This window comes from Pseudanabaena sp. Chao 1811 (assembly GCF_027942295.1).
In the GTDB taxonomy this organism is placed as follows: Bacteria; Cyanobacteriota; Cyanobacteriia; order Pseudanabaenales; family Pseudanabaenaceae; genus Pseudanabaena.
The window spans coordinates 1653415-1675264 of the sequence record NZ_CP101416.1 but is presented as its reverse complement, the minus strand read 5'-3'; the positions used below and the strand labels follow the sequence as shown (position 1 = coordinate 1675264).

The 21850-nt window shown below is 42.9% G+C and carries 23 protein-coding genes; 17 read left to right on the top strand and 6 right to left on the bottom strand.

Annotation, left to right across the window (positions count from 1 at the left end):
* Positions 1–14: 14 nt before the first annotated feature.
* The 6 genes from NMG48_RS07900 to NMG48_RS07875 all read left to right on the top strand — a co-directional run bounded on the left by NMG48_RS07900 (position 15) and on the right by NMG48_RS07875 (position 6612).
* Entirely contained in the window at positions 15–848 is an 834-nt protein-coding gene (locus tag NMG48_RS07900) for a carbon-nitrogen hydrolase family protein (protein WP_271254722.1), read from the top strand.
* A 161-nt stretch (positions 849–1009) separates the two neighbouring features.
* A complete protein-coding gene (locus tag NMG48_RS07895) occupies positions 1010–2173 on the top strand; it encodes a GNAT family N-acetyltransferase (RefSeq protein WP_271254721.1) in 1164 nt (387 codons plus the stop codon).
* Positions 2174–2385: 212 nt separating this feature from the next.
* Positions 2386–4974, top strand: a complete 2589-nt coding sequence (gene cphA / locus NMG48_RS07890) for a cyanophycin synthetase (protein ID WP_271254720.1) — start codon at positions 2386–2388, stop codon at positions 4972–4974.
* A gap of 20 nt (positions 4975–4994) precedes the next feature.
* A complete protein-coding gene (locus NMG48_RS07885) occupies positions 4995–5972 on the top strand; it encodes a carbohydrate kinase family protein (RefSeq protein WP_271254719.1) in 978 nt (325 codons plus the stop codon).
* A 45-nt stretch (positions 5973–6017) separates the two neighbouring features.
* Positions 6018–6323 carry a DUF2499 domain-containing protein gene (locus NMG48_RS07880; protein ID WP_271254718.1) on the top strand — a complete coding sequence of 102 codons (306 nt, stop codon included), beginning with the start codon at positions 6018–6020 and terminating at the stop codon, positions 6321–6323.
* A 7-nt stretch (positions 6324–6330) separates the two neighbouring features.
* The gene (locus NMG48_RS07875; protein WP_271254717.1) at positions 6331–6612 is read left to right on the top strand and encodes a DUF3593 domain-containing protein; all 282 of its coding nucleotides are present in this window, start codon (positions 6331–6333) and stop codon (positions 6610–6612) included.
* Between the two features lie 71 nt (positions 6613–6683).
* Here the strand turns inward: NMG48_RS07875 and NMG48_RS07870 are convergent, their stop codons facing one another.
* From NMG48_RS07870 to secD, 3 genes are all read right to left on the bottom strand, one after another.
* Positions 6684–7115, bottom strand: a complete 432-nt coding sequence (locus tag NMG48_RS07870) for a hypothetical protein (protein WP_271254716.1) — start codon at positions 7113–7115, stop codon at positions 6684–6686.
* 74 nt (positions 7116–7189) lie between these two features.
* Positions 7190–8152, bottom strand: coding sequence for a protein translocase subunit SecF (gene secF / locus NMG48_RS07865; RefSeq protein ID WP_271254715.1), 963 nt, complete (start codon positions 8150–8152; stop codon positions 7190–7192).
* Positions 8149–9648: a protein translocase subunit SecD gene (secD, locus tag NMG48_RS07860; RefSeq protein ID WP_271254714.1), complete on the bottom strand. Its 1500-nt coding sequence runs from the start codon at positions 9646–9648 to the stop codon at positions 8149–8151. The genes secF and secD overlap by 4 nt, the downstream gene beginning before the upstream one ends.
* Before the next feature lie 686 nt (positions 9649–10334).
* Here secD and NMG48_RS07855 point away from each other — a divergent pair.
* From NMG48_RS07855 to NMG48_RS07835, 5 genes are all read left to right on the top strand, one after another.
* Positions 10335–10619, top strand: coding sequence for an RNA recognition motif domain-containing protein (locus NMG48_RS07855; RefSeq protein WP_126389484.1), 285 nt, complete (start codon positions 10335–10337; stop codon positions 10617–10619).
* 79 nt (positions 10620–10698) lie between these two features.
* Positions 10699–11481: an ABC transporter permease gene (locus NMG48_RS07850; RefSeq protein ID WP_271254713.1), complete on the top strand. Its 783-nt coding sequence runs from the start codon at positions 10699–10701 to the stop codon at positions 11479–11481.
* Positions 11482–11627: 146 nt separating this feature from the next.
* Positions 11628–12140: a photosystem I assembly protein Ycf3 gene (locus NMG48_RS07845; RefSeq protein ID WP_126389480.1), complete on the top strand. Its 513-nt coding sequence runs from the start codon at positions 11628–11630 to the stop codon at positions 12138–12140.
* A 51-nt stretch (positions 12141–12191) separates the two neighbouring features.
* Positions 12192–12482, top strand: coding sequence for an Asp-tRNA(Asn)/Glu-tRNA(Gln) amidotransferase subunit GatC (gene gatC / locus NMG48_RS07840; protein ID WP_126389478.1), 291 nt, complete (start codon positions 12192–12194; stop codon positions 12480–12482).
* Positions 12483–12512: 30 nt separating this feature from the next.
* On the top strand, positions 12513–13001 hold the full coding sequence (locus NMG48_RS07835) for a response regulator (RefSeq protein WP_271254712.1): 489 nt from the start codon (positions 12513–12515) through the stop codon (positions 12999–13001).
* Positions 13002–13148: 147 nt separating this feature from the next.
* Here NMG48_RS07835 and rpmA read toward each other — a convergent pair whose 3' ends face one another.
* The 3 genes from rpmA to NMG48_RS07820 all read right to left on the bottom strand — a co-directional run bounded on the left by rpmA (position 13149) and on the right by NMG48_RS07820 (position 14908).
* Positions 13149–13415 carry a 50S ribosomal protein L27 gene (gene rpmA, locus NMG48_RS07830; protein WP_126389474.1) on the bottom strand — a complete coding sequence of 89 codons (267 nt, stop codon included), beginning with the start codon at positions 13413–13415 and terminating at the stop codon, positions 13149–13151.
* Positions 13416–13483: 68 nt separating this feature from the next.
* Complete coding sequence (rplU, locus tag NMG48_RS07825) at positions 13484–13813, bottom strand: 50S ribosomal protein L21 (RefSeq protein ID WP_271254711.1); 330 nt, start codon at positions 13811–13813, stop codon at positions 13484–13486.
* A 255-nt stretch (positions 13814–14068) separates the two neighbouring features.
* Complete coding sequence (locus NMG48_RS07820; RefSeq protein ID WP_271254710.1) at positions 14069–14908, bottom strand: undecaprenyl-diphosphate phosphatase; 840 nt, start codon at positions 14906–14908, stop codon at positions 14069–14071.
* Between the two features lie 160 nt (positions 14909–15068).
* On the opposite strand from NMG48_RS07820, the gene NMG48_RS07815 reads away from it, so the two are divergent.
* The 6 genes from NMG48_RS07815 to NMG48_RS07790 all read left to right on the top strand — a co-directional run bounded on the left by NMG48_RS07815 (position 15069) and on the right by NMG48_RS07790 (position 21723).
* Positions 15069–15203: a photosystem II protein Y gene (locus tag NMG48_RS07815; RefSeq protein ID WP_126389466.1), complete on the top strand. Its 135-nt coding sequence runs from the start codon at positions 15069–15071 to the stop codon at positions 15201–15203.
* A gap of 262 nt (positions 15204–15465) precedes the next feature.
* Positions 15466–16602, top strand: a complete 1137-nt coding sequence (locus NMG48_RS07810) for a citrate synthase (protein ID WP_271254709.1) — start codon at positions 15466–15468, stop codon at positions 16600–16602.
* Between the two features lie 38 nt (positions 16603–16640).
* Entirely contained in the window at positions 16641–17483 is an 843-nt protein-coding gene (locus NMG48_RS07805) for a hypothetical protein (RefSeq protein ID WP_271254708.1), read from the top strand.
* A gap of 243 nt (positions 17484–17726) precedes the next feature.
* The gene (locus NMG48_RS07800; RefSeq protein ID WP_271254707.1) at positions 17727–18419 is read left to right on the top strand and encodes a carbonic anhydrase; all 693 of its coding nucleotides are present in this window, start codon (positions 17727–17729) and stop codon (positions 18417–18419) included.
* A 179-nt stretch (positions 18420–18598) separates the two neighbouring features.
* On the top strand, positions 18599–19090 hold the full coding sequence (locus NMG48_RS07795) for a DUF4079 domain-containing protein (protein WP_271254706.1): 492 nt from the start codon (positions 18599–18601) through the stop codon (positions 19088–19090).
* Positions 19091–19221: 131 nt separating this feature from the next.
* Positions 19222–21723 (top strand): hypothetical protein, encoded by a 2502-nt coding sequence (locus NMG48_RS07790; protein ID WP_271254705.1) that lies wholly within the window; start codon positions 19222–19224, stop codon positions 21721–21723.
* Positions 21724–21850: the final 127 nt, after the last annotated feature.

The window sequence follows — 21850 nt, the reverse complement described above, 5'->3', positions numbered from 1 at the left end:
TTTTAAGGATTGCAATGAAGTCATATTTGGCGGCCGCCGTACAAATGACCAGTGTCTCAGATGTAGACAAAAATCTTGCTCAAGCAGAAGATTTGATCCAACTGGCAGTAAATCGAGGTGCAGAATTAGTTTGTTTACCAGAAAACTTTTCGTTTTTGGGTGACGAAAGTGAAAAGACGAGACAGTCTACAGAAATTGCCGAAAAGAGCGAAAAGTTTTTGATTACGATCGCCCAAAAATATCAAATTCTGTTGCTTGGTGGTGGATTTCCTGTGCCAGTAGCTACTCCCAATAATTCCTCTGCGATCAAGATGTACAACACCGCCCTGCTGATTGGTCGCGAAGGCGAAGAATTGGCTCGTTATCGCAAAATGCATCTATTTGATGTCAATCTGCCCGATGGCAATACCTATCAGGAATCCGCAACAATTCTTGCTGGCGAAGAAGCTCCCCCTGTATATAGATCAGAGCAGTATGGCAACTTGGGACTATCGGTTTGTTATGACGTAAGGTTCCCTGAGTTATATCGCCATTTGTCTAAAAATGGGGCAAATGTCCTATTTGTGCCTGCCGCCTTTACTGCCTTTACAGGTAAAGATCATTGGCAGGTTTTATTACAGGCAAGGGCGATCGAAAATACGAGTTATGTAATTGCCCCTGCACAGGTAGGAATGCACACCCCACGTCGTCAGTCCCACGGTCATGCGATGATTATCGATCCTTGGGGTATCGTATTAGCCGATGCAGGCGATCGCACAGGTGTAGCGATCGCAGAAATCCAACCATCACGCATCGATCAAATCCGTCGCCAAATGCCATCTTTGCAACATCGCACCTTTTTTAATTAGACTCAGTTAGACAATGATGCCCTACGCAGGGCATCATCTTTTTTTCTGAAGACTTATAGCTTTTCAGGTTGCTTCTATGGGATATGTATTAAGATCACTCTGTGAACGTCTAATTTAACAATTCCTAAGATCTATTAAATTCTTTTCTAGCACGAGCAGTTATGCAATCTTTCCCAGTGCTTGGTAATACGATCCGTCCGCTTCAACATCGAGATCTAGAGTTTATTCAGCGATTTGCTTCGCCCCAAGATCTCGAACAGATTGCTGTGAGCGATCTTAGTGGATGTCGTAGTCGTCAGAAAATTAGCTTACATCAGCTTGCGAGTTGGTTGCCTGCCCCAGTGCAAACGCTCCTGAAACCCTATGTCCGTGCCTATGTCTCAGAATGTAATGGGATTATCCAAGGCTTTATTCGAGTTTCACCGTTTAATAACAACAGCAGTACTTGGAAAATTGATCGTGTTGTTGTGTTGCCTGAAGCCCAGAATGGTCAACATAATGTTGGTACACAACTAATCCGCTACTGCCTCGAATCTTGTCTAGAGGCAAGAACTTGGGTACTGCAAGTTGATATTAATCAAAAAGATACGATCGCCCTCTATCGTCAGAATGGGTTTCAACCCCTTGCCCAATTTACGGATTGGGAAATTAGTGCTGATAGTCTTAAGGAGATTGCACAGCATTCTCCCGATCTTCCCAACTTGATGCCTGTTAGTAATGCCGATGCAAGTTTGCTGTATCAGTTAGATACTGCGGCGATGCCACCACAAATTCGGCAAGTGTATGACCTTAATGTCGATGATTTCCGTTCCAAAGCGCTTGATAAGCTGATTAATCACGGTTCTTTGCTGATTAACCATTTGCAAGATGTGTCGGGCTATGTCTATGAGCCTCAACGCAAAGCCGCGATCGGTTACTTTTACTTGCTATTACAGCGTCCTACGGTCAATCAACCCGATGAGAAACTGGTTCACCATTGCCAGCTTACGGTACATCCTGCTTATACATGGCTCTATCCCGAACTAACTTCGCAGATTGCTCAAATTGTGATTAAGCAATCCCCTGAAGGTGCAAGTCTGCAACTATCTTCGGCGGACTATCAGCCTGAGCGTGAGGACTATTTGGAAAGAATTCAGGCGCAACGTCAAGGTCATTCCTTGCTAATGGCGCGATCGGTCTGGCATAAAATCCGTGAGACTAAGCCCGTCCTTGATGGCTTACAACTCTCGCGGATGTTATCGGGATTACAGCCCACTCAAAAACCTATCCCAGGGAGAATTGAGACCTTGCCACAACAGCATCAACATACTGATGAGACACTCTAAAATTTAGATTATTGCTATTTGAAGAGTAATGGGCTGAAGTTCCCTCGCCTTTCAAATCAGTAAATATCTGATTAGCAAATCGTGGTATTTTCAGCACCGTAGATGCTGAAAATACCAATTTGGTTCAATTTATACAAAATGATGATCCATAAGATCGCTAGGATTAAATACTCGAACCTTAGGCATTGGATGCACCTTAAAGACGCTTGACTATGAAAATTCTCAAAATCCAAACATTACGGGGTCCAAACTATTGGAGTATTCAACGGCATCAGCTTGTAGTTGCACGCCTAGATTTAGAGGGTTTTCAAGTACAACGGGCTAGCTTTTATCAAAACCTGACTAAGGTTCTGCCAAGTTTAGCGGGAAAGGATATTGCGCAACGCCAAGATATTAGTGATGCTGATTTTTTAGCAGAGATAGTCAAGGATATTGCGATCGCTCTGCAAGGTTATGTTGGTATGAAGGTGGATTTTGGGGCAATCCGACCAACGGTTGAGCAGAATATTTATCAGGTCGTTTTTGAATATCAAACTGAGCAGGCTGGACGTTATGCAGCGAGGGCAGCGGTCAGGATTTGCACTAGTATTTTAGAAACAGGAACCTATGCCACCAGTGAGTTACAAGAGGATCTCAAGGACTTAAGAGATATCCGCCTTGATGGACAATTAGGACCTAGTACCGAGTCAATTGTTGCCGAAGCTAAAGCACAAAAGATTCCTTGGTTAGAACTTGGCAGTCGTGCCATGATTCAACTTGGTTATGGTGTATATCAAAGTCGGATTCAGGCGACTTTATCCAATAAAACAGGGATCTTGGCAGTTGAGCTTGCCTGTGACAAAGAGGGAACCAAGCAGATTTTGCGGGATTCGGGTGTCCCTGTACCGAGGGGAACTACGATCCGATCACCTAAATATTTAGAAGATGCGATCGCGGAAGTGGGCGGTTTCCCCATTGTGATTAAGCCCCTTAACGGCAATCATGGGCGCGGGATCACTATTGATGTACGCACAGTGAAAGAGGCGATCGCTGCCTTTGACATGGCACAGGAAGTCTCAGAGGAAGTAATTATTGAACGCTTCCATACAGGTCGCGATCACCGTGTCTTGGTAATTAATGGCAAGTTTGTTGCTGTCGCTGAGCGTGTACCTGCCAATGTTACGGGGGATGGCGTATCCACGATTTCCCAACTAATTGAAATTACCAATCAAGATCCCCGTCGTGGTGATGGACATGATAATGTTCTCACTCGCATTGAGATCGATCGCACAAGTCTAGATATCCTTGCCAGACAAGGCTTTACCCTCGAATCCGTACCTCCTAAAGGACAGATTTGCTATCTCAAGGCAACTGCCAACCTCAGTACGGGTGGCGTATCTGTGGATCGCACCGACGAGATTCATCCAGAAAATATTTGGTTAGCGGAACGGGTTGCCCGCATTATTGGTTTAGACATTGCAGGGATCGATGTTGTTACCGAAGATATTTCCTTGCCAGTGCGCGAAACCGATGGGGCGATCGTTGAGGTTAATGCTGCCCCCGGATTTAGAATGCATACTGCGCCGAGCATTGGCACACCGCGTAATGTCGCTGCTCCTGTAATTGAGATGCTATTCCCCGCAGGTTCGCCGACGCGAGTTCCCATCGTGGCGATTACGGGTACGAATGGCAAAACTACAACTACGCGCTTGATTGCACATATTTTCAAGCAAACAGGTAAGCGGGTTGGCTACACCACCACCGATGGTATTTACATTGGCGAATGCTTAGTTGAAAAAGGTGATACGACTGGTCCCTATAGCGCTCAAGTGATTTTGCGCGATCCTACCGTTGAAGTTGCGGTTCTCGAAACTGCAAGGGGGGGCATTTTGCGATCGGGACTAGGGTTTGATGGCTGCGATGTCGGTGTGGTGATGAATGTCCAAGCGGATCACCTTGGTATTGGTGACATTGATACCATAGAGGATCTCGCTAGACTCAAGAGTGTCGTGGTACGCACGGCTTTACCAAGCGGCTATGCCGTACTTAACGCCGATGATCCATTGGTTGTCGCTATGGCAAAAGAAGTAAAAGCCAAGGTTGCCTACTTCAGTATGAATCCTGATAACCCTTTAATTCAATCCCATATTGCCCAAGGAGGGGTAGCCGCAGTCTATGAAGAGGGCTATTTAACAATTCTCAAAGGTGATTGGAAACTGCGGATTGAAGAGGCTGTTAATGTGCCTTTAACCCTTGGTGGTCGTGCTGCTTTCAATATTCAAAATTCTCTCGCCGCAAGTTTGGCAGCTTTTACGCAAGACGTAAAGATCGAGCAGATTCGTCAGGGATTAGCTACCTTCGTTGCCTCTAGCGCCCAAACCCCCGGACGTATGAACTTGTTTGACTTGGGTAAATATCATGCCTTAGTTGACTATGCTCATAACCCTGCGGGATTTAAAGCGATCGCCGATTTTATCCAAAAATGGGAAGGTGAAGCGATCGGTGTAATTGGTGCACCAGGCGATCGTCGCGATGAAGACATTATCGAACTAGGACAGCTAGCGGCAAATATGTTTAGCCGCATCTTTATTAAAGAAGATAAGGACTTGCGGGGACGTAGCCCAAGGGTGGTGGCTGATCTCCTCCGTCAAGGTGTGGAAGAAGTTAATGGCAATATTCCCTGTATTACAATTCTTGATGAAGCGGAAGCCCTCACAGCCGCTTTGGATAGCGCTCCTCAAAGCAGTCTTGTCGTTGTATTCCCCGATAAAGTGGATGCAGCTATTGCTATCATTGAATCGCGAAAGTCTAAATTGCAATAATAATTGTCATAAAGTCGCCTATGCCGCGTGTAATTTGCCTTGGCGAAGTCTTAATCGATCAGATTGCTGAAGATGTGGGTGTTCCCTATGACCAAGTCAGTACTTGGAAGCCTTATTTAGGAGGAGCGCCTGCTAATGTTGCCTGTGGTTTAGCCAAACTGGGAACACCTGTTAGTCTAATTAGTGCTGTGGGGCAAGATGCCACAGGATCAGATCTACTCAAGCAATTGGGAGCCGCAGGGGTGGAAACTTCGGGCGTGCAGGTGCATCCAGAATCCACCACCCGTGAGGTATATGTCACCCGTGATGCCAAAGGCGATCGCCAATTTAATCGCTTTAACGGTGATGCCAAGACAGTATTTGCAGACACTCTACTATCGGCAGAGCATTTACCCGCCCATTTATTTGCCGATGCGAAGTTTTTAGTGCTAGGGACACTTGGATTATCAAATCCTCTAACTTCACGGGCGATCGGTCGAGCGTTGAAGCTTGCCGAAGAAAATTTTGTAAAGGTGGTCGTTGATGTCAACTGGCGCGCGATGTTTTGGAGGCATCCTGAACAGGTGGCAAAGCTTTTACCAGTGTTGCTACGATATACCGATTTCTTAAAACTGACTGAAGATGAAGCCAAGTTGCTATTTCGTTTAACTAGTCCTGCGGCGATCGCACAGGCCTATAGCCATCTTGAAGGCATCATTATTACCAATGGCGATAAAGACTGTCGCTATTATTTAGGCGAAAAACAAAGTAAATATCCTGCTTTTCCTGTCTATTCCCTCGATACGACTGGTGCGGGGGATGCTTTCTTAGCTGCTTTCATTCACAAGATCTATCATCGTCCGCTTACACATCTACAGGATTCGCAATTTGCAGAAGAGGTCATCTCCTATGCTAGTGCCGCAGGTGCATTGTCTACGCTAGATGTTGGTGCGATCACAGGTCAACCAAGCGATCGCCAAATTCGTGAATTCTTAGCCATGCGCGAGTCAAAACATTAATCATAATTTCTTGACGCTTTGTATCAAGAAATTATCAACAAAATTATGCACTCTTTATCTTTACCCACATGGGTTATCCATATTTCTAGCGTAATTGAATGGGCTTTAGCAATTTGGCTCATTTGGCAATATGACAAGCAAAATCCCGATCGCGGATGGCGTGGATTAGCATGGGGTATGTTTCCTGCTTTAGTCAGTGCCATGTGTGCGGTAACTTGGCATTTCTTTGATAATGCTGATTCCCTGAAATGGCTAGTGACAGTGCAAGCTGCTATGACTCTATTTGGCAATTGTACTTTGGCGATCGCTACCTATTTCATCTGGAAGATTTCGCGATCCGTCGAAACTTGATAAATCTATGTCTCAAGAAACCCTATTTGGACTATCTCTATTTCCCTACCTTGCCTTTCTGTGGTTTGCCACAAAATCAAAGCAATTTCCCAAGCTAGGACTATGGGGCTTTTATGGAACTTTAGTATTTGTAGCTATTACAATTCCCGCAGGGCTTTACGCTCAGAATCAATATCATGATGTATTAGCTAATGTTGATTGGCTACATGGCAGTGCGGAGTCATTTTTGACAATGACTAATATTTTGCTGGTTTTAGGCTTTAAAAATGCATTAAAACCAAAAGATTAGTGGCTTTTGTCTTCTTTGGGAGCTTTTTGAAAAAGGAATGTGAACTCAAATTATGGCAGTCCTAAGTTTTCTTAGTTGGTAATCTTCTCTTCACAGACCCAGCGCCATAATGGATGACTTTTCCCTGCTTCCCTGATGCTTTTGACTTGATTAATTAGCGATCGCTTTTCTCTCGGACTCACCCCCCACAAAATAATCGAACTCTGCCATACCAGAGTTGCCAAAGTCATCGCAATACATATCCCCAAGCCCAACATTGGCAAGCGATTATAAACCAAACTCATGCGGACTGCCGCCCATGTAAAGGCTGCAATCCATAGCTCTATTTCCGATCGCAAAGCCCAAATACTTGCCGTTCCCACCGTTAGCCATAAAAAGACATCAAAAATCCATCGCAAATAGGTTTGCACCTCAATCAGCCTTTGCACTTGACGCTCTAGAATTTGCTCAGAGAATGAATCCTCTAGCTCATTAGAAACCGTATCAATATCTTCACTATCCATTACTCAGTGCCATTTTTTGATGTGAATACTGTTGCAATTACAGAAAAGCTCCCATGTGGGAGCCTTTCTATGACTTAGTTTGCTTCGACGGTTGATTGGTTGAGTTTAGAAGTTTGACGACTGCGCCACCATGCCAGCAAGATACTGGCGTTAAAGATACTGGAATAAGCACCAGATAAGAAGCCAATGATCAGAGCTAGGGAGAAAAACCTTAAGGTTGCACCACCAAACAAGAAAATTGCGATCAGAGGTAATGTCGCTGTCAGTGAAGTATTAATTGATCGCCCTAGAGTTTGATTGACCGAGGCATTAACTAGATCGTTAAAACTCGTGTTACCCGTATCAAGTTTTACATTTTCGCGAATGCGATCGTAAATTACCACGGTGTCATTGACGGAAAAGCCACAGATCGTCAACATCGCCACAATAAATAAGCTGTCAATCTCTACGCCCAAAGTCAAACCCAAGATCGAGAAAGTCCCAACCGTCACGAAAATGTCATGAAAGAGTGCTAACACCGCAAAGGTTGCATAATCTAGCTGAAAGCGGAATGCTAAATAAATACCAATACCTGCAAAGGAAAGCAAAATTGCCAATAAGCCATTCCGAAGCGCTTGTTGACCGATCGCTGCACCAACTTCATCAAGCTGTGACTTTTTGGGATCGACTTCGCCATATTGTTTCAAAGACTCCGTTAGTGTCGACTTCAGCTTTTCGCGCTCCTCAGTCGAGAGATGCGCAGTACGTACTGAGACTCCTTTTAAGTCCTTGCCTTCAACTAATTGGATGACACTATTCGCAAATCCTTTACTTTCTACGGCCTGACGTACTACCGCAATATCAATGGGTTTGCCACAAGTATCTCCATTACAAGCTAAGCCAAGCGTCACACTAGAACCACCTGTAAAGTCAATTCCTAAGCGTAATGGAGAGCCTAACTGCTGAAAGGACAACACCATCGCCACAATTCCCGCCACAATCACTGCTGTGGAAATCGTGAGGTAAAGACGCGCGTTTTTAATTACATCTAATCTCATAGAACTGCACCGCTTGTATTGTCTTTTGTATTGTCTGTCTTATCGTTTTGGTCATCCACTACTTCTGTCTCGGCTTCAATATCAGTCGTCACTGTCGAGATTTTGCCAAAAGCTTTCATGCCGTAGTATTCAGGCTTACGGAATTGAGGGTTACTAATCATCGCTAACATTAGCGATCGGCTCAAAGTAATTGCCGTAAACATACTGACGATTACCCCTACCCCAAGGGTGACGGCAAAGCCCTTCACAAATCCTGAACCCAACCAAAACAGAGTTAAACAAGCAATTAGGGTAGTTACATTACTATCAAGGATGCTTGACCATGCGCGATAGAAGCCTGCCTCAACGGATTTATAAAGTGTGCGTCCTGCTTTCAACTCTTCTCTAGTACGTTCAAAAATTAGGACGTTGGCATCCACAGCCATCCCAATACTGAGAATAAATCCTGCAATACCTGGTAAGGTCAGTACCACACCGAGCAAGCTAAACAAGGCATAGGTAATCACCGCATAGGTAATTAGCGCAATATCGGCAACTACGCCCAAAATGCGGTAGTAAAGCACCATAAAAATCAGGACTAGTGCTAAGCCTGATACACCAGCATAGATACTGCTGAGAATGCTATCTGCCCCAAGGGTTGCACCAACGGTGCGATTTTCGACAATTTCGACGGGTACGGGTAAAGCCCCTGCGCGTAGCTGCAACGCTAATTCAGTTGCGGAATCTAACGTAAAGTTGCCTGTGATGACGGCTCGTCCACCTGAAATGCCTTTACCTTGAAATTCTGGACCAACTGAGGGAGAGCTAATTAATTTGTCATCTAAGAAAATTCCTAAGACTCGGCCAGTGCCACCGATTTCGCCAGTAGTTTTAGCAAATAGATCACCACCCTTATCATCAAAGGTTAGAGCAACCTGCCAAGAGTCGGGACCATTGCCACTCGGCGATGCAACGGCATCTTTGAGCATATTGCCAGTTAATCCTGTGCGTTCAAAGATGCCCTTAAGATCTTCAATGCTCTTTTTATATGTGGCTTCATTTTCCGCGATCGCCTTTTGATCACCAGAATTTTTGAGGATCTCGCGCTGAACCGTTGCTGCCTGTAGAATTTGCAATCTTGCTCTTAGCTCACCTTCCGTGCCTTTTTTTTGCTTCCGAAAATCAAGTTGAGCAGTTGTGCCAAGTACGCGCTCAGCTTGGGCAGGATCATTGACCCCCGGTAACTGGACGATCAGTTGATTATTACCCGCTAGCAAAATTGTGGCTTCGGAAACTCCTAAACCATTAATACGCTGCTCCACCACAAACTTGGCGGTTTCCATAATGCGCGGCGTAATTTCATTAATACCTTGTTCAGGATTAGTTTTTGCTTGGAGTGTAAGCTGTGCGCCACCTCGTAGATCCAAACCTAATTTAGGTGGATACATGACGATTAGATACACAGCCCCTAATAAGATTGCCAATACGAAGGCAAGCAGGCGGCTTTGTTTACCCATATTTTTGTATAGCTTTTTGGTATAGCTTTTGTATCGCTTTTGTAGCTTTACTTCAAGCTAGATTAAACAGAGGATATTTTGAGACATCTGTCATCATACCCCACAGATACAGCGCGTTGCGCTGAATTAAAAACCAGAGAAATTTTTGAAAGTGTGACTTCGCCACGCTTTCAAAAATTTCTCTGTACTTAGTCAAAACTTCAAAAAGAGACAATAACTGATTAAGTGCATTCATGATTTTCTATAAATTTTTATGTAGTTTGCAATATCCATGATTATCAATATTGTTTTGACAGAGAATTCTTAAAACTATTTCTCAAAAAATTTTCATGTCTTATTAAATAAGATGAAATTTAGTGGAAAATCCCACGTTGTCTAGTTAATTTAACCTATACCTTTGGAAAGAAATTTGAATTTAAGCCCAGAAAAATAGGGTTGTAAGTGGTCTCAAATCGCCGTAAATACCGCTTCTAGTAAGGAATTTATTTTTTTGTCCACTTTGATATCTGCATATCATCACTTATACAAAGCTTTGTAATACAGCCTACGCAAATTGTTGCGGGTAAACGGTAAACTTATATCAAAGCTGAAATTTAGGTTGGATTTGTGAGATCTCGGATCGAGCGAGTCTTTTCCGAAGACTGGCTAAATTATTATATCGATCTCTTTTTTGGAGCGAACTGACTGTGACTATTTACGTTGGAAATTTGTCTTATCAAGCTGCTAAGGATGATTTGACAAGCGTTTTCTCAGACTACGGCACTGTAAAGCGTGTGCAATTGCCTACCGACCAAGAAACAGGTCGGGTTCGGGGCTTCGCCTTTGTGGATATGGAGGATGATGCTCAGGAAGAAGCTGCGATCGCTGCACTTAATGAGGCTGAATGGCTGGGACGTACCCTGCGCGTTAATAAGGCTAAGCCTCGTGGTGAACGTACTAACGATCGCCCTAGAGGTCGTGGCTACGCCTAGAGCCTAATTAATTGCTCACATTAGAAATAGCCAAGGGTGTTGTCTTCATTCTTGGCTGTTTCTAATGCAAAATTAAATTATGAGTAGATATCTACATACCCTTAAGCTGTTCTGGTCAACGGCGATCGCTGCGGAACTGGAATATCGAATTAATTTTGTGATCGCTGCTATTGGTAGTATCGGCAACTTAGCAGGTAGCTTATTTGGTTTGTTTTTGTTTTACCGCACTGGTTACACCTTTGCGGGCTGGCGTTGGGAAGAAGCGATCGTTGTCCTTGGTATCTTCACGATCCTCGAAGGATTTTCGACCACATTTCTAGCCCCAAATCTCAGTAAAATCGTTGAGCATGTTCAGAACGGGACATTAGACTTTGTTTTGTTAAAGCCTATCAGTAGCCAGTTTTGGCTATCAGCAAGGGTAATTTCGCCTTGGGGATTTCCTAACCTCGTTTTTGGTTCCTGTATTCTGTTCTATGCAGGCAGTAAGCTCGGTTTAGCACTTAGCAATTATCTATTAACTTTAATTCCCCTCACCTTTGGTTTTATCAGCCTCTATAGCATTTGGTTTATGTTGGGGGCAACTAGTATCTGGTTTGTAAAAATTTATAACGTTACCGAGGTTCTGCGAGGACTGATGGAGGCTGGCAGATATCCGATGGCAGCTTATCCTGCTTCTTACCGTTTCTTTTTTACCTTCGTTGTGCCGATCGCCTTTTTGACCACTGTACCTGCGGAAGCTTTGCTAGGACGTGGTGAAGCAGTCTGGATTATTGGGTCTAGCTTTTTAGCGATCGTCTTGCTTTATGCTTCAAATAAATTCTGGAAATTTGCGCTGAGATTTTATACAAGTGCTTCTAGCTAAAAAGCAGAAGAGAGTTGCGCCGCAACTCTCTTCTGCTTTTTAGCTAACATAACTGGCTACTAATGCATCTGGGGCAATTCCTGAATTACCCCTACATCTTTATTTGATATGCTGGTTAACAACTGACTGCCAATTTATAAAGAACTATGCCTAGATCGCAACGTAATGACAACTTCGTCGATCAAACCTTTACCGTTATTGCTGACACGATTTTAAAACTCTTTCCTGCAAGTCAGAAAGAAAAAGAAGCCTTTGCCTACTACCGTGATGGGATGTCTGCCCAAGGCGATGGTGAATATGCTGAAGCTTTAAGCAACTACGAAGAAGCTCTCAAACTTGAAGAAAATGCCTATGATCGCAGCTACATTTATTACAACATGGGCTTAATCCATGCTAGTAATGGCGATCATGACAAGGCTCTGGAATATTATGAGCAAGCGATCGATCTTAATCCTCGGATGCCCCAAGCTCTAAACAATGTTGCTGTGATTTATCACCACAAAGGCGAAAATGCTCAGGATGAAGAACAGGCGGAAGAATACTTCAACACTGCTGCCGATCATTGGGTAAGAGCCATCCGCCTCGCACCTAACAACTATATCGAAGCGCAAAACTGGTTAAAAACAACAGGTAGAGCTGATATTAATCTTTTCTTCTAAAGTTGGACACCACAACTAAGCTTATTTAAATTTATAATTTATGTAATTATCATGATTGACAGAGAGCAAGTTCGCCACGTTGCCCGCTTGGGACGTTTACAACTAACTGAAGCTGAAGAAATTTCCTTTACTAAGCAACTGGATAGTATTTTGGACTATTTTCAACAGTTAAATGAACTAGATCCTTTGCTAGAAGGAGTTGAACCAACCACAAGAGCAGTTAATACAGTCAATATTACTCGTCCTGATATATTGCAACCATTTGCTGATCGCGAAGTCTTACTCAACTGCGCCCCTGATCGCGAGGAAGACTTTTTCCGTGTCCCCCAAATCATGGGTTAGCAAGAGAACTCAGTATACCCACTATAAGTTATGGATACTTTAGGGAACCTAGATCAGTCAACGAGCAATCAAACACCAGATTGCAATATTAGTGACGATCTCAGCAATTCCTCTTCTTCATCAGTGCATACCCCCTTGAGCATCCTGTTAGCTGAAGACAATCTTGTCAATCAAAAAGTAGCTCTGCGTGTACTTAAGCACTTGGGATATGAAGCTGATGTGGTGGGCAATGGTCAAGAAGTAATTAAAGCGATCGCCAATAAATCCTACGATCTGATCCTCATGGATATTCAGATGCCTGAAATGGATGGTATAGAAGCAACTCAATATATTCGTAATCAGGAACTTGAATCCCAAATGTCACCGATTGCGATCGTTGCCATTACTGCCAATGCAACCCATGATGATCAATATGTCTGTCGCAAGGCAGGCATGAATGATTACATTAGCAAACCAATTCAGATCGATAAACTCAGAAGCGTTTTACAGCAATATGAGGCTCTCAAAAATAGCCAATAAAAAAGCAGCGCTAAGCGCTGCTTTTTTATTGGCTTTATATATCTGCCACCAAGTGTATTAGTACATAAAACCCAAGAAGAGAATGGCGACGCGAAGCGTCGCCATTCTCTTCTTGGGTTTATAACACAGACGATAGATGTATATGCTTTATGCAGCTTCTACAGGAGCATAAACACTAATTTTTTTGCGGGTTTTACCAAAACGTTCAAAGGTGACAATGCCGTCAACGGTTGCGTATAGAGTATCATCGCTACCACGACCAACATTATTACCAGGGTGGAACTTTGTGCCACGCTGACGCACTAGAATGCTGCCAGCTTTAACAACTTGACCACCATAACGCTTTACGCCAAGGCGTTTAGCATTAGAGTCACGACCGTTTCTTGTACTACCTGTACCCTTCTTATGTGCCATTTGTTTTTGATCCTCGTAATGATTAACAGAAACTGATAAAAAAGGCGCTTTGCGCCTTTTTTATATACTTAAGCAGCCTTACCACTTAGATTGATTGCTTCAACCATGATGCGGGTGAGGGGCTGACGGTGACCGTTCTTTCTGCGAGTTTTTTTCTTGGGACGCATTTTATAAACGATTACTTTTTTTGCCTTTAGGTGGCGCAGTACAGTAACTTCGACACTTGCATTATCAACGATAGGCTGACCAATAGAAATGTCACCGTCTAAGTTGGCAAACAAAACTTTATCAATGGTCAATTTACTGTCTGGTTCGGCTTCAAGTAATTCAACGTCATAAAATCTGCCGACTTCGACGCGATATTGCTTACCGCCTGTTTCAATGATTGCGTAACTCATGGTTTTTAAATATTCAGTAGATGCCGTACAGGTATTGGCGAGTGAAGTTCACCAATTTTACAAACAACCCGATCCGAGCATAAAAGATCGTGCGATCTATAACTATACAGTAGATCAACAAATAAATTTTTGCTCTAGCAAAAATTTATTTGTTGATCTAGAGAATTCATACTTAGATTTAATAAGGAATCGATTCTTAGTGGCGCGGCTTTGCCGTGCCACTAAGAATCGATTCCTTATTCTAAATTTTGGGTTTTATTTAAACCAGCCTAAGCCTACACCTGTGAGTAGTAATGCCCCAAAAGCTAGTCTATAGCCAACAAACACCCATGTAGTATGGGTTTGAAAGAACTTGAGGAGCCATGCGATCGCCAAGTAGGAAAAAATCACTGAAGAGAATAGTCCAACAGCTAACTGTCCTGCGCCAACATCAAAGCCCTTTTTGATAATGCTCAGCAACTCCACCAAACCTGCGATCGTAATTGCAGGAATCCCTAACAAAAATGAAAATCTCGTGGCGGCAACTCGATCTAAACCAAGAAATAAACCTGCGGTTAAGGTCGAACCAGAACGGGATACCCCCGGAACAAGTGCCATCGTTTGGGCTAAACCCATCAAGATCCCATCAATAACTCTGACTCTTTGAAAATGGCGCTTTTCTTTTTGGCTATTTTGTCCAAATAGCTCAGCTAGGGCAAGCAAGATCGACATAAAGATTGAGGCGATCGCGATCGCGGTCAAACTCCGTAAAGGTGAGTTGTCGTAATCTTTTACCAATACTTTAATCAGCAAGCCGCCAAATAAAATCGGAACTGTCCCTAAGGCGATCGCCACAGCGAGTTTAAACTCCTGCGATTTGTACTGTTTCTTGCGTACAGCCACAATACTCCCAAGCGTAATATTGCTGAGATCTTTCCAGAAGTAGCTCACCACAGCCACAATACTCCCAAGCTGGATCACAGCATCAAAAGATACTCCAGCATCATTCCATCGCAGAAGGGCGGGGACAACCTTCAGGTGTGCTGAGCTACTAATAGGCAAAAACTCAGTCAGTCCTTGCACAATCCCCAAAATAAAAGCTTGCCAGTATTCCATAAAAAATTAAAACTAGACAGATGACATATATCACGAACTAGTCAAATAACGTTGACAAAGTAGTGGGACATGCCCCTGCTCATCTACTTTTTGGACAGATTTACTGTCATAATAGGGGCTAAAAGCAATTTCTATTTAATTTTATTTAAGGTGTAAATATATGGATTGGAGAGTATTAGTTGTATTAGGACCAGTTGTCTTGGTAGTTTTCTGGGCAGCCTTTAACCTCGGTAAAGCCGTTATTAAGGGTGAAGCTACTCTCTTTGGCAAATATGGCAATAACCCATTTCAATAAAAATTTAGATAGTTAATTTAGATAGTTACAATCTATCGCCTATCTAAGCCTTAAGCAAAACTGGTATGAGCGTGAGCAATGCTTGCGCTCATACCAGTTTTTAGAAAGTGATGGTATTTACAAGTTGCATTTTTACAGCGCTAAAATTGCGTTAGTGCAATCTGCCACACATTCTTGCAGCACTAGATGCGTAATCATAAGCATTCAAACGATAAAATAATCCCAGAAATCAACAAAATCAATCTTGTAAGGTAGCTAATATATGGCAATCGGAGAATATAAGCCTGGTTTAGAAGGAGTGCCTGCCACCCAATCAAACATAAGTTATGTTGATGGTCAAGCAGGGTTGCTCGAATATCGGGGTATCCGTATCGAGGATCTTTGCAAGTATAGTAATTTCCTTGAAACCAGTTACTTATTAATCTTCGGTGATCTACCCAAAGCCATTCAACTAAATGAATTTGAACACGATATTACCCATAGAAGAAGAATCAAATATCGTATTCGCGACATGATTAAGTCATTTCCAGATAATGCTCATCCTATGGATGCGCTACAAACTAGTGTTGCGGCGTTGGGAATGTTTTATCCTTTGGGGAATTTCCATGACTTAGACTATATCTATCAAGCAACAGTGAGACTGTTAGCTAAAGTCCCAACTATGGTGGCAGCCTTTCACATGATGCGTCAAGGCAATGATCCTGTGATGCCTCGTGATGATTTAGATTATGCTTCCAATTTTCTCTACATGTTAAATGAGAAGGTTCCTGATCCTCTGGCGGCACGTATTTTTGATGTATGTTTGACTCTCCATGCTGAGCATACAGTTAATGCTTCGACCTTCGCCGCTTTGGTGACTGCTTCGACCTTAACTGATCCCTATGCGGTGATGACTTCGGCGATCGGTACTCTGGCTGGACCTTTGCATGGTGGAGCTAATGAGGAGGTAATGAATATGCTCGAAGAAATTGGCTCCGTCGATAACGTAACTTCTTATCTCCAACGCAAAATTGAGCGGAAAGAGAAGCTTATGGGCTTTGGACATCGTATTTATAAAGTGAAAGATCCGCGTGCGATTGTCCTTCAGGGATTAGTACATGAGTTGTTTGACAAATTCGGTCACGATCCTTACTACGATGTTGCTTTAGAATTGGAAAAGCAAGCCTATGAGAAGCTTGCAAGTAAGGGAATTCATCCTAATGTTGATTTCTATTCGGGATTGGTTTACAAGAAGTTGGGAATTCCCAGTAATTTGTTTACTACAATTTTTGCGATCGCTCGTGTACCTGGATGGCTAGCGCATTGGAAAGAACAACTTTCCGATAACCGATTGTTCCGTCCTACCCAAATGTACACAGGGTTACATGATGTAACCTATGTACCCATCAACGAGCGTTGATGCAGAATTGGGAATCTAGAATTACTGAAGATCTAACTATGGTTACGCTATTTACGACTTTTCACATTCCTTGTCAGAGTAAAAGATTTGCTGAATATCTTAGATGTCTCCAGATTAATCTATCCAATCCATCCATCAAACAGATTAAAGTCTTATTGGAAGTAAAAAACAACCATAATGAAGCAGATCTAAATTTGCTCAATGAAATTAAGGACGAGAAGTTAGAAATCATTAAAATTGATCAAAGACCACTTTATTCTGATTTTTTTGCGATCGCAAATCAGCTTGGAAACGATCAAGTAATTGCTATCTGTAATGCAGATATCTATTTTGATGAAAATAGCCGACTGGATTTAGCTAACAATATTTCTAGCGATTCTTTTTGGACAATTTCTCGCTATGACGAGGAAGGGGAAAATCAATGGGTATTAACTGAAAAAGCTGATATTGGTTCCCATGATTGCTGGGTATTCCGTACTCCACTGCGCTCATTTCAGTCTAACTACCACTTAGGTATTTTAGGCTGTGATCAGATGATTGCCCAACGCGCAGTGGAAGCAAGCCTAGTTGTTGCTAATCCTTGTTTAAGCATTGTTTCCCATCATTTGCATCGCAGTGATGTCCGCAATGATACCCTGAACCAATATGGTGAATCCTATTGGCAAGATAAGGAGTTCTTGATTTTAGGCTATAAGCTTTACTGTGCAGAGGCATCAACAATTGAGAATTTACATACCTGCTCTAATAATTCTCGTCAATATATTATAAAAAGAACATTTATGTTCTGGTTTCTGTTTATTTACAGAACTGTTCTTTACAACCTTCGTAAGATCAAAAAATTCTTACTTACATTTAATAGCGATCGCAGTTTGAATAACTAACGTCAGTTCGGGTTAAGCTGGCAAATTTTAAAACACCAAAAGTAAAAGCCTTGCTACGCAAGGCTTTTACTTTTGGTGTTTGAGAGAGGATTTGCTACGCAAACCCTCTCTCAAAGCCCGTTGCAAATTATCTCGAACTCGCGTTAACTATTTGATTGCAAAGAAGCATTTCTAGTTTACGTTGTTGTTCTAAGCATTGTGGTAGCTTCTATGGTTAATAAATAAAGTAATAAAAGTGCTTCTATGCGAAAACTAATTAGGGGTTTGCGCGAATTTAAAGATAATCATTTTCCATCCCATTTAGAACTGTTTGAGAAGTTAGGAATGGGACAGAAACCGAGAGTTTTATTTATTACCTGTTCTGATTCACGGATTGACCCTAACTTGCTGACTAAAGCGGATGTGGGAGAGCTTTTCATTATGCGCAATGCAGGTAATATTATCCCACCCTATGGTAGTTTAAGCGGTGAAGGTGCAACGATTGAATATGCCATTCAATCCTTGGAGATTGAGCAGGTGATTGTCTGTGGACATACTCACTGTGGAGCGATGAATGGTTTATTAAAGCTGGAGCATTTGCGAGAAGAAATGCCGATCGTTTATGAATGGCTAAAACTTGCAGAAGGGACGCGACGCTTGGTGAAAGAGAACTATAGCCATTTACGGAATAAAGAGTTACTAGAAATCACTAGTGCCGAAAATGTATTAACGCAAATCGATCATCTCAAAACCTATCCACTGGTGCGATCTCGTTTATATCAAGGACGTTTAAATATTTATGGCTGGGTTTACAATCTGGAAACTGGTGAAGTGCTTGCCTACGATTCGGTGAGCCATTCCTATGTCCCGCCACAGCATCAGTTAGTTGATGATCTTCCCGAACCATCTTTGCATACAGATATGTCTGATCCTCTCGATAGCATGGTGGTTAATTAGGTTACAAAGCCCCTTTTGATAGCGTGGAAAAGCCACGCCATCAAAAGGGAAAAACTTTTCAAAACTTTTGTTGTTATTTGATGACAGCGAGATCCCAGAGAGCCGCTACAATTATTAAAAATTGTAAAGATTTTTAATAATTGTTCATTGCACTTTTGCATCAAACTCTGCACAAATCTATGACTGAATTTGCTACTAAGATGGCTGAGTCCCTTCAGCCCATTGCCGATCAATTCAAATCTCTGAATATTCCTGCACCAGTGACTCACTGGGGACATCCATTTTTCATGGCGATCGTTATTTTTGCGATGGGATCATTTGTTGCTATTTCAGGATGGCGTGGTCGCATGGTCACAGATACTGAAGTTGCGATTAAAAATAAAGCTGATCACCGCAAGGTTGCCCCGTTAATGACTACTTTCTTGGCTCTAGGCTACAGTGGTGGTTTACTTTCCCTAGTAATGCAAGGCAAACCCCTTCTTGAGAGTCCTCATTTCATCACAGGCTCAGTAGTTCTGACTTTGTTGGCAATTAATGGAGCTATCTCTCTAACTGGATTTGGGGGTAATAAGCCATTACTCCGTAATGCCCATGCTTATCTAGGTAGTGCGATCGTACTCTTATTATTTGTTCATGCGGCTTTAGGTCTGAAATTAGGGCTTTCGATCTAGCCCTTGTGAAGTGTGAGTTTTACCTTAGATAAAACTCACACTTCACAGCTCTGTTTAATTGCTATACCTGCCCAGATGGGTTAGTATTTGCAACTAAACACACCTTACCGATTTAACTCGCGATCGCCGCCATGGAAAACTGGGAGTTTTTGTTACAACGAAAAGGTGACAAGTCCTGGTTGCCCCTAGAATCTCCAACTGTGGAGATTTTGGAAGGGCAGTACAGACTCGCTGCACGCTCTGATTTAGCGAACGTGCTAGTTGGTATTGCGATCGCCTATCGTCCGCTTGCTGATGTGCGGCATCAGCCTCTTCAGCAGAAATTAGTCAAACGCCTCAGCCATGACGGTTTGGTAATCGTTATGCCCTATACCAATTTTGTGCCGGGGCTATGGCAAATTGATTGTCTCTCGGTAAAATCTGATGTTGAGCAATCTAATACTGGGGATGAGTCTGAATCGGACAATGCGAATGATCTTCCCCCGTGGAAAAAAACAGTTAAGTTTGACGTAATTCCCATCTCTGCGGACTTTGGTTCAGAATGGCAATATATTGACAGTGACCCTGAAGAAGATGCGGAAACTCCGTCAGAGTTTCCCAACGAGATACATACTAATGCACTGGGTATCGAGCAAACTGAGCCAACTCCGCTTAGTTATAGTTCCCCGATTCTAGACATCGCTGAGCAGCGATCGACTGAACTAGTGCAATCAATGTTTGAAGAGTTTGCACTGTTTACCGATGAACTAGATGATGAGAGTGATGATTCGGAATCAACAAATTCTAAAGAAATTACTAGCGATCGCCTCAATCGTGATGAATTAGCAAATCCAGATCCCTTAGCAGGTGAGCAGTCTGACCTTCCCTCTGAAGCGCCCCTACAACCACGCATCTTACTTCGCCTCCAACAGCCTCAATATATTATCAAAGACGATAATAGCTTCAATCTAGCTGGCGATGCTTATACTAACGGAGAGATTGAAGTCAGCCTCAAGGATCCCCAAACCCTTGAGGTCGTTGTGCATGAGCGCTATGCGATCGCCAATATCGGTAATCGCAATACCGCAACAGGAGCCATTCCATTTTCTTACCAAGTCAATGTGCCACCACCATCGGAAATCCAAGTCTTGATTGGAGAAGTGCAGATTCATCCGCAGCAAGATTTTCAGCAGTATGGAGACTTATTTATCACCCAGCAGGCGATCGCCGTTTCCTATCCTGCGTCAAGAGTTCTCCCTGAGATGCTGAAAGAAGCACAGAAGTATCAGACTCAAGATAGCTCTAGTTCTTCCTATGATGCTGTAAACATTGAAGAATCAAGTAATTCTTCTAGTTATCCACAGTCTTTACAAAGTTTTCCACAGGTATCAAGGGGCGCGCAAAATCCTACACCCGAACCAACCCCAAAAGCAAAAACAACACCTTCGTTGAGTCTGCCGCCTTTACCTTCTAGGAAGCCCAAAGCCTCTGAGATCGAGCCAGAACAGATTCAACATCCACCAACTTCTTTATCGTTACCACCGTTACCATCACTCAAAAATAGGACTATCGATAATCCTGTTAACCTTGAAAATCTTCCTATATCCGAGGAATATCCGCAGAGTTTTCCACAGGTAGAATTCGATGAGTTACAGCAAATAGAGGCAGAGTTTGCCTTAACTGATTTTTCAGAACCTGCTAATACTGAGCCATCGGCAGAGGAACCCGAACTATTCTATAGTTTTGAGGAAGAGCTTCCCAAAAACTATGAGGATCTATTAGAGAAACCTAAACGAGAAACTGCATCTATCAATCCGCCAATACTGCCTCGTCAGAATAGGTCTGAGAATTCGCGTGGGCGTAACAATCGTTTTCTAAATAAACTCCAAACTCTATCAGCTGAAGCGATCGCCGCTCAAAAAGAAAGTCAGCGTAATGAAGAGTTACTGCTTGACAAGTTCCCAACTAGTGATCCCTTGAGTTCTCCTGATCACTTACCTGAAAATCTATCGGGCTTATCAATTGACTTAGATAACCCCAATCAACCACCACTTACGATTGCTGAGGAAGCTAGTCTCGCTGAACTTGATCGCGAACTTGATCTAGAACTTGACCGATTACTTGCTCCAGAAACCGATTTCTCCGATCATATTCTCAATGAATATGTTTGGGAAGATCCTATTGACTCTAATAGTTTTCCAGTTAGTGGAAGTGCCAATGCGGCTGCGGCAGCCCTTTCTGAAACGGCTCAAACAATCCGTAATATTCAAGAATCTTCAACTCAGCCTCTCTCAGAGCAAGAGCCAATTCCAGTCCCTGAGTTGCTTGTTCCCGCAGGTGAAATCGTCTCTGGTACACCAATGATCGTGACTGTCCGCTTACCTGCGATCGCACCCAAGTTCTTTGTGAAGTTCTGGATTAAGGATTTGCAAACTCGCACAATTATTGATGGTCCACGTTGGCTATTAGATTTTAGTGTGGTTCCTAATACAGAATTTATCGAAACCCGCACGAATATTTCTATTCCCCTTAGCAGTATCGATGTTGCGTTTGAAGCGATCGCGATCGAGGCTCAAACTCAGAGAGAAAGCCATAAAGTGCGCGTGACTCGCGCCGTGACTCCACCAAACTTAGTACAAGATGTTTATGAATAAAAAAGGAGCGCAAAGCGCTCCTTTTTTAACTTGAGTTCGAGATAATTTGAAACGGGATTTGAGAGAGGGTTTGCGTAGCAAACCCTCTCTCAAATCCCAAAAGAAAAACCTTGCGTAGCAAGACTTT